At 57.0% G+C, this 11,897-nt stretch carries 12 protein-coding genes; 8 read left to right on the plus strand and 4 right to left on the minus strand.

Features of this window, described 5'->3' with window-relative positions; translation table 11 throughout:
• Positions 1-99: 99 nt before the first annotated feature.
• Positions 100-1,026: a DMT family transporter gene (locus AC2FNC_RS15080; RefSeq protein ID WP_480520062.1), complete on the plus strand. Its 927-nt coding sequence runs from the start codon at positions 100-102 to the stop codon at positions 1,024-1,026.
• Between the two features lie 170 nt (positions 1,027-1,196).
• On the opposite strand, the gene AC2FNC_RS15085 is transcribed toward AC2FNC_RS15080, so the two are convergent.
• On the minus strand, positions 1,197-2,672 hold the full coding sequence (locus AC2FNC_RS15085) for an NAD-dependent succinate-semialdehyde dehydrogenase (protein WP_496715768.1): 1,476 nt from the start codon (positions 2,670-2,672) through the stop codon (positions 1,197-1,199).
• Between the two features lie 286 nt (positions 2,673-2,958).
• Here AC2FNC_RS15085 and AC2FNC_RS15090 point away from each other — a divergent pair, with 286 nt between their 5' ends.
• From AC2FNC_RS15090 to AC2FNC_RS15105, 4 genes are read left to right on the plus strand one after another with little or no spacing between them, the layout of a single operon-like run.
• Complete coding sequence (locus AC2FNC_RS15090; RefSeq protein WP_267365200.1) at positions 2,959-4,038, plus strand: coiled-coil domain-containing protein; 1,080 nt, start codon at positions 2,959-2,961, stop codon at positions 4,036-4,038.
• Positions 4,039-4,042: 4 nt separating this feature from the next.
• A complete protein-coding gene (locus AC2FNC_RS15095) occupies positions 4,043-4,459 on the plus strand; it encodes a hypothetical protein (protein WP_480555297.1) in 417 nt (138 codons plus the stop codon).
• Positions 4,452-5,570, plus strand: a complete 1,119-nt coding sequence (locus AC2FNC_RS15100; RefSeq protein WP_496715770.1) for a hypothetical protein — start codon at positions 4,452-4,454, stop codon at positions 5,568-5,570. Before AC2FNC_RS15095 ends, AC2FNC_RS15100 begins: the two co-directional genes overlap by 8 nt.
• A gap of 55 nt (positions 5,571-5,625) precedes the next feature.
• Positions 5,626-7,557: an AAA family ATPase gene (locus AC2FNC_RS15105; protein ID WP_496715772.1), complete on the plus strand. Its 1,932-nt coding sequence runs from the start codon at positions 5,626-5,628 to the stop codon at positions 7,555-7,557.
• Between the two features lie 308 nt (positions 7,558-7,865).
• Here AC2FNC_RS15105 and AC2FNC_RS15110 read toward each other — a convergent pair whose 3' ends face one another.
• Positions 7,866-8,003: a hypothetical protein gene (locus AC2FNC_RS15110; RefSeq protein ID WP_496715773.1), complete on the minus strand. Its 138-nt coding sequence runs from the start codon at positions 8,001-8,003 to the stop codon at positions 7,866-7,868.
• Here AC2FNC_RS15110 and AC2FNC_RS15115 point away from each other — a divergent pair.
• The 3 genes from AC2FNC_RS15115 to AC2FNC_RS15125 are packed head-to-tail and all read left to right on the plus strand — an operon-like array spanning position 8,002 to position 10,262.
• On the plus strand, positions 8,002-9,339 hold the full coding sequence (locus AC2FNC_RS15115; protein WP_496715774.1) for a DUF6638 family protein: 1,338 nt from the start codon (positions 8,002-8,004) through the stop codon (positions 9,337-9,339). The genes AC2FNC_RS15110 and AC2FNC_RS15115 overlap by 2 nt on opposite strands.
• A 1-nt stretch (position 9,340) precedes the next feature.
• Positions 9,341-9,607, plus strand: a complete 267-nt coding sequence (locus tag AC2FNC_RS15120; protein WP_480474728.1) for a hypothetical protein — start codon at positions 9,341-9,343, stop codon at positions 9,605-9,607.
• A gap of 10 nt (positions 9,608-9,617) precedes the next feature.
• Positions 9,618-10,262, plus strand: a complete 645-nt coding sequence (locus AC2FNC_RS15125) for a DUF1523 family protein (protein ID WP_480520045.1) — start codon at positions 9,618-9,620, stop codon at positions 10,260-10,262.
• Between the two features lie 53 nt (positions 10,263-10,315).
• Here the strand turns inward: AC2FNC_RS15125 and AC2FNC_RS15130 are convergent, their stop codons facing one another.
• Positions 10,316-11,410, minus strand: a complete 1,095-nt coding sequence (locus AC2FNC_RS15130) for a flagellar basal body P-ring protein FlgI (protein ID WP_480474732.1) — start codon at positions 11,408-11,410, stop codon at positions 10,316-10,318.
• Positions 11,407-11,709: a flagellin gene (locus AC2FNC_RS15135; protein ID WP_496715777.1), complete on the minus strand. Its 303-nt coding sequence runs from the start codon at positions 11,707-11,709 to the stop codon at positions 11,407-11,409. Before AC2FNC_RS15135 ends, AC2FNC_RS15130 begins: the two co-directional genes overlap by 4 nt.
• Positions 11,710-11,897: the final 188 nt, after the last annotated feature.

Raw genomic sequence — 11,897 nt, forward strand, 5'->3', positions numbered from 1 at the left:
GCGGGGCGTTGTTTTTTTGATGAAAACGCCTTTGCATATCAAAGCGTGGGCCCGGTAAACTCCGCTACACTAATCGCGAACCTGTGCTAGAACTTGCAGATGTCGACGACATCCACGCAGACTAGACCGGCTATTCCTCAACCGCTTGCGGTTGTTGGCGTTCTTTTCGCTTCAATTTGTTTCGGGCTTGTTCCCTATTTCAGCAGGGGGCTGACCGAGCAGGGCGTCGCACCTTTCGCGGTCGCATTCTACCGCTACATCGTTCCGGCGGTTTTGTTACTGCCAGTTCTCGTCGTACATCGAACAGCCTGGCGCGAGATTTGTTGGGGTCTTGCGGTCGGAGTGGTGATGGGGCTTGGCTGGATCGGATATGTCACAGCCCTAAAGACATTGCCCGCATCGACTGTGGGCGTGCTCTATATGACATATCCGGTTTTCACGTTGATCATTGCGTGGGCTTTGTTCGCCGATACTCCCACAAGGCGTGCGATTCTTGCTTCTGGTCTCATAATTCTGGCTGCCATCATAGCAGGCTCGCCAGCATCCGTTCCCGTCGAGCACATTCCTACGCTTTTAATCTCGCTGGCGGCGCCATTTGGTTTTGGCTTCGGGATTTCTGTTCTGGTCCACAGGTTGTCCCGAATTGCGCCACTTGCACGTATCGCCTCGGTATCTCTGGGATCGGTACTTGGGCTTTTGCCTTTGATGCTGAATGCAGACGTTTCCACGCTGCTTCCTGAAGGTCAGTCCGATTGGGTTCTGATCATTGGAATTGGATTGGTCACGGCGCTTGTGCCGCAGCTTGTCTACACGATCTGTTCGCCGCTGATCGGCGCTTCTCAAACTGCGGTTGTCGGAAGCATTGAATTGCCCACGATGTTTGCAGTCGGGTTCTTTGCGTTTGGAGAAGCGATCACAACTGCGCAAGCCATAGCCTGTGCTTTGGTCTTAGGGGCGATTGCAATAACCAGAAGTCGGGTGACGCGCACCGTAACGACCGTGATAGCGAAAAACGAAAAGACGTAAGTTTGGGATCGTATCGAGCCCCATACGAAAAGTTCCTGCGATGCTTGCGCGTGGGGAATTCATGCTTGGTGAAATAAGTTTATTTCCCAGCCGCCACCGGTCCGTTTGACCCGAACAACGCCTCGCCTGCGGGCAGAATGGCCACCGCTCCAAGGCGATGGCCCGCCAGATCAGACCGACATGCAGACGTATTTCATCTCAAGATAGTCTTCCATGCCGTGATGGCTGCCTTCTCGGCCCAGACCGGATTGCTTGACGCCGCCGAACGGGCCCAGCTCAGTCGAGATGATGCCGGTGTTCACGCCGACAATGCCATATTCCAGCGCCTCGGCCACTTTGTAGACGCGGCTCAGGTCCTTTGCATAGAAATACGAGGCCAGTCCAAAGATCGTGTCATTCGCCATGGCGATCACGTCATCTTCATTCTCGAACTTGAACAGCGGTGCCAGCGGGCCAAAGGTTTCATCCTGCGCCACCATCATGTCCTGAGTCACGCCGGTCACAATGGTCGGCTGAAAGAACGTACCGCCCAGACCGTGAGGCAATCCGCCGGTCAGAACGGCGCCGCCCTTGTCCGTGACATCCCTGATATGCTCTTCCACCTTGGCGACCGCATCGGCATTGATCAGCGGGCCGGTTGTGGTGCCCTCAGTCAGACCGTCGCCGATTTTCAGGGCTTCAACTGCCGCTTTCAGTTTGGCAGCGAACGCGTCGTAAACACCGGCCTGTACATAGATGCGGTTGGCGCAGACACAGGTCTGGCCGTTATTGCGGAATTTGCACAGCATCGCGCCTTCGACGGCTGCATCCAGATCGGCGTCATCAAACACGATAAAGGGTGCATTGCCGCCCAGTTCCATCGAGCATTTCATGACCTGATCAGCAGCTTGCCGCAGCAGGATACGCCCCACCTCGGTCGAGCCGGTAAAGGTCAACTTGCGCACACCGGGGTTTTCGCAGAACTCCTTGCCGATCTCGCTGGCCTGGGATGAAGGCACCACGTTGAACACACCAGCTGGCACGCCGGCTTGTTCCGCAAGAAGCGCCAGAACCAGCGCGGACAGTGGTGTTTCTGCCGCCGGGCGGGCAACAAAGGCACACCCCGCCGCCAGCGCTGGCCCTGCCTTGCGCGTGATCATGGCGTTTGGAAAGTTCCAGGGTGTGATCGAAGCCGCCACACCAATGGGCTGTTTCAGCACCATGATCCGCTTGTCGCGCTGATGTCCCGGGATGGTCTCGCCATACACTCGCTTGGCTTCTTCACCGAAAAACTCGATGAAGGACGCGCCATAGCCGATTTCGCCGATGGCCTCAGCCAGCGGTTTACCCTGTTCTGCGGTCAGGATCTTGCCCAGATCTTCGGCGTTCTCCATCATCAGGTCGAACCAGCGCCGCAGGATCGCCGCACGTTCCTTGCCGGTCAGCTTGGCCCATTCCTTTTGCGCGGCCTCGGCCTGTGCAATTGCTCCGGCAACCTGCGCCCGGCTGACATCGGCCACTTTGGCCACCACATCGCCCCGGGCCGGGTTGGTCACGTCGAACGTTCCGTTGTCACCATCCACCCACTGACCACCGATATAGGCTTTGGTTACAAGCAAGTCAGGGTTCTTCAGAATTGATTTCAGATCAGTCGTTGCGTCCAGCATGTCATTCTCCGCGCAGAAATTGAGTTGGCGCACCCAATCAGGTGTTGAAGGCTTTGTCTATGGCCACTGATACAGGTCGATCAGCCCAGTTTTGATCAAATTATTTTCGGACCTAATCGTTGCAGCATAGTCGCAGCGTTGAGTTCTACGTCAGGTTGCGATCACGCGGCTTTTCTTTCCACCCCAAGTTTGCCAGAGTTTGCGTGATTTTTGGACTCAAGGGGATGTAAATGACCGTAACATTTCCTATCTTATTGGGTAATTAAAGAAAAAAAGGACAGCAGAGATGTCGAACCAGCAATTCGAAGCGCTCATCAAAGAAACGCAAACGAAAGTGCGCGAAAGCCAGTCGCAGATTGAGGGGCTGACCTCGCGCATCGAAGCGGCGCGGGCCAAGATTGGAACGGCCGAGGCCGATATCGACATCGAAAATGCCACGCTCGAGGATGTTCACGCCCACACTGAGGTGATGAACGCCAACATCGCCGAGCTGATCATGGGTCTGGACGATGTTACCAACGCGTTTTCCAAGGATTTCGACGAGATGCGCTCGAAAACCGGGTGGGAATCGTTTGTTGGCATCTTTTCCAAGGGAAAATCCGAGTCGCTGCGGCAAGAGCGGATGCGCACGGCCAATATCGACGACAAGTTGCAGGATCTGATCGCCAAATCCGATGTGATCGTGAAGCTGCTGCAAGGGCAGCTGACCGTGCTGGAAGAACAACGCGTAAAGGTCGAGGACAACCTGACAGGCACGCTGGATGACCGTGAGGCAACCGTGGCCGAACTGGAAGCATTGCGGGCCGAGATTCAGGGCATGGACCCGGCGATTATCACGCTCGAAAACAAGATCAGCGTTGAACAGGACGCCGCCGCGCGCACCCAGCTGGAAACTCAGCTGGCCGAACTGAACAAGCAATACAACGCCAAGGTTCAGGAAGAGCAGGTCAAGTTGGCCAAGTCTCAGACACTGGAGCGTTATATCGAAAAGGGTAAGACCTGGGTCGATTCGCTCCAGAACCAGGCGGCGACGCAGATGGTGCTGATCAACAAGCTGCAGACAGACACGCAGCAGCGCGTGGTGCTGTATGACGCCCTGACAAAATCGCTGAAAACCGCGCAGCAGCAGGACGTGGCCCACCGCATCAACGAGATCGGTGTGCAGACGGATCAAGAGGCGCAGACGGCGATGGCCGCCATCGGCACCGCGACCAACCAGAAAATGGCCGACATGCTTGAGGCGCACGAGGACCACATGGTCTTTGCCCGTGACGTTCTTGAGAAAAAGGCCAAGGCGGATGAGCGGTTTGCGCGCCGGTTTGCCTCGATTGTCGAGAAGCATGATAAGAATTTGTATGGGGGATGAGTGCGTGCGTTATTCTGCGCGAGAAATCTCTCTAGCCGTATTGGCAGTTATAACGGTGGCCCTAACGATTGCGTTTGGCGTCGGGCTGATTGCAAATATCCCAACTCTAAGTGTGGTTGCGATTTGGACCATGCTACCCAGTCAGCTTCTGATTGCTTACTTTGTGAAATCCTCATCAGACGCTGCTGAGGGTTGGGGGGGCGAGTTTACATTTGGAAAAGCAATCTTCTCAAAAGCTCTCTGGCGAAAGTATAGAAAGGAGTGGGCATTGCCTTTTGCAGGTATGTTCCTAGGAGCTCCACTGTTTTTGCGGTGGGGGTTGCCGGTGAGCGGCGTTGTTGGGCTCTACCTCTTCATTTTTGTGGCTCAACTTGAAGACTGCAGGGCAAAAATTTCCGCTCGCGTATGCGCAAATGACTAACCCCAGCCAAGACCATGTCGGCTTGACTGACACCTTCGCCTCGCGTCGCTATTTCCGCAAATTTGAGGTGATCACTGTCCATCTTCTGCGTGTGGCCGCGACGATGGAGGCGGAGGGCGCAATCAGCAAGCAAGAGGTGCGGATCGTATCGCGCTACCTCTCGGGGTTGCTCTACACTTTCCGCGCGCTGTCGATGAAATACCTGCTGGTCGGGCGCGATACGGGGCGGTTCTTTGGCAGCCTTGCAATGGACAAGCGCGACAGCGGGTTTCCGGTGGCGGCCGAGTTGCTGACCATGGCCAATGACGCGCAGCAGGCGCAGGTGCATCTGGCGAATATGCCCTTGGAAGATGACCTGAAAACCGACATGGTCCGCACGATCATCGGCGACCGGGAAATCCCCACCAAACTGCAATTTGCGCTGTCACAAAGGCTCTATTATGAAGAGTTGCTGAAGGGTCAGCTGTTCTGGGCCCGCAACGATCCTGAGTGCCACTGGATCGGGAATGTAGGCGAACGGCGCAAGTTCATGATCCACTGGGCGGTCTATGACAGCCAGATCAACCTGCCCGTCATCTATCTGATGCAGCTGGAGGACACAGGCAAAACCGCCCTGCCCAAGGACCAACGCCGCTGGCCTGAGGTGCAGGCTCACTTGATGGCGCAGTCTTTAGGCGGGCTGAAACTGGTGACCATCGCCAAGGGCTTTGATCAGGATTTCAACGACCTGCACCCCAAACACCTGCGCCGCATTCATGTGGGTCCGATGTATTCTTCGGCCTTTACCGAACAATCCGGCCCCTTGCGGCAGGTGCTGGAGGATGCGCAATCTCCGCAAGGTCAGGATTGGGCGCTGGCCTGGACCACCGAAGAGTTGCACAGCGAAGAGGTCATCGAGGAACGCGCTGGCTGGTTTTCAACTGTCGAGCGTGAGGTTTTTGCACTGGATCCTTTTGGCGGGCAGGGGGCCGAGACCGGGGCCACCCGCACCCAACGGTCGATCATCCTGCCACAGCGCCCGTTTCAGGTGCTGGCCGAACGCAACCCGCCGGGTTTTGCCGATGTGCGCAAGTTCGTCGTCAGCAATGCGGGGCAGGTTTTGAGGTACTAATTTTCGCCTTCGGCGAGAGTATTTTTGAAAAGATGAAGCAAGGGCGGTTTTTTAGATGAGTTTGACGTCAGATCAGATGGAATTGCGCGAAGACGATATTCGCAAGCACTACCCGGCAGCGACCGCTTTGCTGAATGGGTTCGAACATGCGCCGCGGATCGCCAAAGCCGTGGAAACCACCGTTGAACGCTCGCCGGGCGTGTCAACCGGTCGGCGATTTCGCTCGACGACACCGGGGTTGGTGACACGCCGGACCGTGCGCGCAGACGGGGTGCATCTGGTTGAGCGGATCGAAGCCTCGGACGATGGTGATGCCTTGGTTTCGCCGCCGCAAGCGACTGCACAACAGGTGATCCGCCGCGCCGTCGCAATCGCTCTGGCCGTGGCGGACACTTATGCGGAACAGACCCCGTTGGCCGATCTGAAACGGGCAAACCTGGCCGGGGATCTGCCCGCCGCACGGAAGACCGAGTTTTCAGAGGTACTGACAGCCGAAGCGTTGATCACGTTACACACGTTCGGCAATGCGCTGGCCTATCTGTTGTCCTCGCATCTGGGTGAGACCACGGTTGATATTGGTGAGATCGAAGAGGTCCTGACCGACAACGGCCAACTTGCCCTGCACGGCGCGTTGTGGGAGCTGGACCAGACGCTGGCCAAATACGCCTTGGACGATGCCCATCTGATTGCGGCCACCAGTGCCTATGCCGAACAACTGATGGAGAAGTCAGCCCTGCGCGCAGGGTCCGCAGGTCATCTGGCCCCGTTCCAGAATGCGGCCTGGCATATCGAGGCCGACGATCTGACGATCCGGGGGTTCGAGCCCGCTTCAAAGGCAAAATCAACCACCTTGACCATGACGTTCAAGAAACCAAACGAAGTGGTCGGCAACCATATCGCCAAGTATCAGGCGATGAAGCTGGCCAAGATGGTGATGGCCTATGATTTCGACCGCCGCCTGAACCCGTTTGCGGAACTTGGCGGGTTCATCTTCACCTTCATGGGTGACGGCAAACCGGGCACCGGCAAGACCACCCTGATCCAGATGATGGCCGGGCTGATCAACGAGTATTGCCAGAACGCGGGCTATCCGTTCCGCTATCAGAACCTGAGCACCGACAATATCGACAGCTATCAGGGCAAATCCGGCCAGAACGCCAAAGCCTTTATCAACACGATCATTGACCCCTCGGTCATCGGCTTTGGCACCATTGACGATATCGACCAGCTGGCGGGCAAGCGCGGCGACCGGCAGTCGTCAGCCGGGCAGCTGGAGATTACCGCCGTGCTGATGGAAAGCTTTGCCGGTGCCAATACCGTCGTACGCGGCAACTGCACCTTTGGCATGTTCTCGAACTACCCCGAGAATGTGGACGACGCCCTGCGTCAGCGGGCAGGCGCACGGTTTCTGGTGGACGGGCCGCAGACGCGCGAGGATTACATCGACATCCTGCACCTGCTGATGGGTCGCAACCACGACATCCCGCTGGGCGAACACGAGGCTTACGCCGCGCAGGAAATCAAAAAGGCCGTCGCCGCCAGTTTCGAAAGCCATTCCCGCCCGCATGAGGATGCTTTGTTGCAGGTCTATGACCGGGTCTCGGGCGAGATCGGTCAGATGGACACAATTGCCAAGCTGGGTACCTACCTCAAGGCGATCCAACAGGCGGATGAACGGTTCACCGGCCGTGCGATCAAGAACATCACCGACGCGGTCAAGGTCCGCGCGATGGATTTCGAACTGCCCGACGAATGGATGGAAAACCCCGACCTGTTCCTGTTCCGCGACTATGACACCAAGAAGGCCATGATCGAGGACCTGCGCCAGCCGATCACGGTCGAGATGGTGATGCAGGAGATCAATCGCTACGCCGACAGCGAGTTCCGTTACGCCGACAAGAGCGACGAGGTCGCCATCGAAAACGCGGTGCGTGAGATGGGCCGGATGGAAGAGGCCAAGCGGCGGTATCTGGAGGGGAAGGGATGACCTATACCTCGCTGTTCGTCGCAATAGCAGTTGGGTGGGTGGTGCCCTACGCGATATGGTTTTTGGCACCAATTGTCAGAAGGTCCAAGGTTCTGCACGGATCGGTAGCAGCCTTGTTGGTCCCGCTAGTGAATTTGCTGATTTTATATACTTTGAAATCTCTGAGTCTTATATCTGTCGAGAGCATTCCACTCTGGCCGATGGCGATGTTCTCTTCAACCACCTCGATTGGCGTAATCATTGCAGTAGTCGTAAGATTGCACATGCAGAAAGAGGCGTCATGAGCGTCTGGTGTAAACGTCAAAAGGTCATCGCGGCGCAGCCGCGACGCGCCCGACCCGCCCACGTCGTGCCGAAGGCACGCCTTTGGCGTGACGGCGGGCGCGTTCCGCACCCAACCTCAGGCCGGGCGCATCGCTACCGTTGCGCGGGAAGGCAAGGGTCATGATCCGCCTCATCAAAAAAGGCCTGATGTTCGGCAACCTCGTCCACATCTCCAGCCCGGCCTTAGTCGAGAGGTATAACCGCGCGCTGCAGCATCTGGCGGGCAAGACCACTCAGCTTTCGGATTTTCATGTGGATATCTCGGGCTATTCGCCGGAGGTGGGGATTGAGTTGGAGGACGAGCTCTACCTCAACCCCAACGGGGTCAACCGGCAGTTCATCCTGCTGACGACCGAGCAGAAACGCGCGCCTTTGCTGAACGTCAAGTTCTCGACCTCGCGCGATATCCTGCGCGAGTTTATCGAGATGAATGAAGCGCATTTGTTTGCCCTGACCGCCACTGATGCGGTGGCCGGAGAGCTGGTGAACTCGGTCTTCAAGCTCAGCAGTCCCCGTGATTTGTTTAATCTGCGCAAAATCGAGATTGAGGCCGACACCGCAGGCGGCACCTTGCGCAAGGCGCAGCAGCTGGCGGGCATGGTCGAACAGTTCAAAACCGCCGAGGACGCCTGGTTCGACGATGTGCTGATCGCCAGGATGATCGAGACCGCCAAGGAGACCGGCGACGTCACGCGCAACCCCGTCCATCTGCGCCACACGGATTTTGAGCAACGCAATTTCTGGACGGCGCATTTCGGCGGGCTGTACCTGTTCCCGGACCTGGATCACCCGGCGGCGATTTGTATGGGTGACAAGCCTGACGATTTGCCGATCAAATACGTTTTTGACCCGTCGCAGCGGAACCAGATTGCAAAGTTTCTGGGTTACAATGATCTGGTCGAACCCATCGTCAAGGCGCGCGGCGTGGATGCCGCCGCAATCCTGCAGCAGAAGATGGATTTCCTGACTGTCGACGCGGCGGCGGATGCGGATGTCGACCTTACCGGGCTGGACCGAAGCGATATGCGGCGGTTGGCGCGCAATCACTCGGATCGCTTGCCCGAAGCCTATCACGGCCTTGCGCAACTGCTGCGCTGGGCAAGCGACGGGGGGCCGTGGCCGCGTATCACGTCGGATCATCCGGCTTATTTCTACACTTTGCGCGCCGCTGACACGCCGAACCGTGATCTGGTGAATATGCTGCTGGCCGAATTGGCCCCGCTGGATCCACGCCAGATGTTCATCTGCCACAAAGAGCTGTTCTATAACACCTATTCCAGATGGCCCGAGAGCAAGAAAGCCTATGTTGCCGACTTCCTTGCGCGCGAGTATCAGGTGGACAAGCAAGGGGCCCGTGCCGCGCTGTTCGGCCATGAGCCGGATATGAGCGGCGAAGACCGGGTCAGCGATGACATAATCGCGCGGGTCGGTCCGTGGGGTTCGGTAAGGAAAGGCTGAAATGTTCGGGTTATTGCGCCTTTTGCTGATCTTGTTGGTGATCCAGACGATCGCCTATGTCGCGCTGTCTTTCTACTCGCGCGGGATACGCCGTCGTAAACTGGAAAGCTGGTGGGACGAGAAGGGCAAGTCGGGCAATAAGGACGCCTTTGTCGAACGCGGGTTGCATGTGTATGACAATTCGTTCCGGCGCAAACTGATCCTGGGTGTCTATATTGTGCCATGGGTGGCGATTGGCGCGCTGATCTACATCGTGAATTACATGTGAGGGTTTAGGCATGGCCTACGTGAAATGGGCGTTCATCATCATCTTCTGGGGAACGATCGCTGCGGTCCTGCAATACTCGCTGCCGCAACACGACGTTGTGCGTATCGTAAACACCTACGAAGAGCGGCAGGATCTGAACGACTGGACACGGATATTCTGGTCCGAACCCGAAGACCAATCGACCAGCCTGTCTAACCGGGATGTGCAATTCATTCAGGCCGTGCGCGAAAATGGCAAGCCGATCGTGTACCGAAACGAAGACACCGGGTGGGGGTGGCCACCCTACTTCAAGTTCGACACGGCGAACCTTTACACCGAAGCTAATGATGCGAAATCGACCAAGGAAAACCCGAAATGGGTGGTCGTGACCCATTACGGGTGGCGCAATGAGTTCATGTCGATCTTTCCCAACGCCATTTTCATCAAACATGTGGAAGGGCCGGATGCGCAGGTCATTCCCTGGTTCAACATCATTTTCTTGACAATTTTTGCCGCGCTGGTCTGGGCGGTTTGGGTGCGCTGGCGCAGGTTCCGGAAGGCCCGAATTGATCCGATGATTGAGAATGTGGAAGACGGCTTTTATGCTGCCGGCGACGCGATTGAAGAACGCCGAAACAGATTTCAGCGCTGGCTGGACAGCTGGAAGTCGAAATAGGCCTTAACGTCGCGGGCATGTTCTCAGCACGCCCGTTGGGCCAGAGATGCCGGCTACCTGACGACAAATTCTGCGTGCAAGGCACCCGCCGCCTTGATGGTTTTCAAGATGTCGATCATATCCTGGGGCGACACCCCCAGCGCGTTCAGGCCTGCGACAACCTCCGACAGGGTCGTAGCTTCGGGGATTTCGGCAAGGCCAGTTCCTTCTTCCTCTTCGATCCCCGCAATAGTGCGCGGCACGATTACTGTTTCGCCCTTGGCAAACGGGTTGGGTTGCACGGCAATCGGCGCTTCCTGAACTGTCAGGGTCAGATTACCCTGAGAGACAGCCACACGCGATATCCGGACTTCCTGCCCCATAACGATAGTGCCGGACCGCTGATCGACCACCACACGCGCTTTTGCTTCCGGCTCGACCAGAATATTCTCGATACGCCCGATGGCATGGGCCGTTGATACTGCCTGCGTTGCAGCAATGTTGAGCTCAACCGTGCCTGAATCGCGCATGATTGCCACAGCTCTGTTGAACTCGGTATTTATGGCGAATTCGATACGCGCGGCCGTGGTGAAATCGGGTTCTCTCAATGCCAGGCGCATTTGGGTCAGAGTTGACAAGTCGAACTCAATTTCACGCTCAACACGCGCGCCGGACGGGATCACACCCGAGGTTGGCACCCCGCGCACGACCGACGCGGCCTCTCCTTCAGCGGAAACGCCACCCGCAAGGATTGTGCCTTGTGCAACCGCATAGATTTGCCCGTCTGCTGCGTTAAGTGGGGTCATAACCAGCGTCCCACCCAATAGGCTGTTTGAATCGCCTATCGCCGAAACCGTTACATCGATTTGGCCGCCGACTCTGGCAAAAGGCGGCAGACTGGCTGTCACCAAGACGGCTGCCACATTCTTAGGCCGGAAATCCTCGCCCGTTACGTTCACACCCAAACGCTCCAAGATGTTGGACATGATCTCTTCGGTGAAAGGGGAGTTGCGCAATCCGTCACCGGTTCCGTTCAAACCGACAACCAGGCCATAACCCACAAGATCATTACCTCGGACACCATCGAAATCCACAAGGTCCTTGAGGCGGATTGCCCCCGCCCAGGCCATACCGGGAAGAAGGATCAGAAGAAGTATCAGCGCCCTCATCTCAGGAAATTCACCAGTGAAAGGTTCGCATTGCGAACGGTTACCGAATAGAGGCTTTCCAACTGAAACTGCACCGTTTGCAATTTCGCCGCTGTTTCGTAAGGATCTGCTGCGATTAGCTCGTTCCGGCCGAATTCCAGACTGGTTCGGGTCATCGAATTTCGCGTAGCGGCCTGTTCGATGCGGGCCTCGGCGCTGCCGACCTGAGCCCGCAGGTTTACCGTGGCATCCTGTGCGTTGGCCAGATCGACGCCCAGCTGTGTGAACAATGCAGTGCGCTGATCGGAAGAAAGAGCCAATGTATTGTCGGTGGCTAATGCTGCTACGGCAACATCCCTCAGGGCTGCTTTGAATGCCGGGTCGGTTGCCGTGAGTGTGTCCGTCGTCAGGGATATTGGGACAGATTGCCGCCTGAACTAAGAGAGGATTTGGCTCATCTGGTTGGGTTGATTATGCGGCGGATTTGCGGTGAAGCAAGCGTCGCGTT

The organism is Ruegeria sp. BHSA123 (assembly GCF_059613425.1).

Bases quoted from the DNA above. Each gene is read 5' to 3' on its own strand.
- AC2FNC_RS15085 (WP_496715768.1), bottom strand. From the start codon at position 2,672: ATGCTGGACGCAACGACTGATCTGAAATCAATTCTGAAGAACCCTGAC.
- AC2FNC_RS15080 (WP_480520062.1), top strand. From the start codon at position 100: ATGTCGACGACATCCACGCAGACTAGACCGGCTATTCCTCAACCGCTT.
- AC2FNC_RS15090 (WP_267365200.1), top strand. From the start codon at position 2,959: ATGTCGAACCAGCAATTCGAAGCGCTCATCAAAGAAACGCAAACGAAA.
- AC2FNC_RS15125 (WP_480520045.1), top strand. From the start codon at position 9,618: ATGGCCTACGTGAAATGGGCGTTCATCATCATCTTCTGGGGAACGATC.
- AC2FNC_RS15110 (WP_496715773.1), bottom strand. From the start codon at position 8,003: ATGACCCTTGCCTTCCCGCGCAACGGTAGCGATGCGCCCGGCCTGAGG.
- AC2FNC_RS15105 (WP_496715772.1), top strand. From the start codon at position 5,626: ATGAGTTTGACGTCAGATCAGATGGAATTGCGCGAAGACGATATTCGC.
- AC2FNC_RS15100 (WP_496715770.1), top strand. From the start codon at position 4,452: ATGACTAACCCCAGCCAAGACCATGTCGGCTTGACTGACACCTTCGCC.
- AC2FNC_RS15130 (WP_480474732.1), bottom strand. From the start codon at position 11,410: ATGAGGGCGCTGATACTTCTTCTGATCCTTCTTCCCGGTATGGCCTGG.
- AC2FNC_RS15120 (WP_480474728.1), top strand. From the start codon at position 9,341: ATGTTCGGGTTATTGCGCCTTTTGCTGATCTTGTTGGTGATCCAGACG.
- AC2FNC_RS15115 (WP_496715774.1), top strand. From the start codon at position 8,002: ATGATCCGCCTCATCAAAAAAGGCCTGATGTTCGGCAACCTCGTCCAC.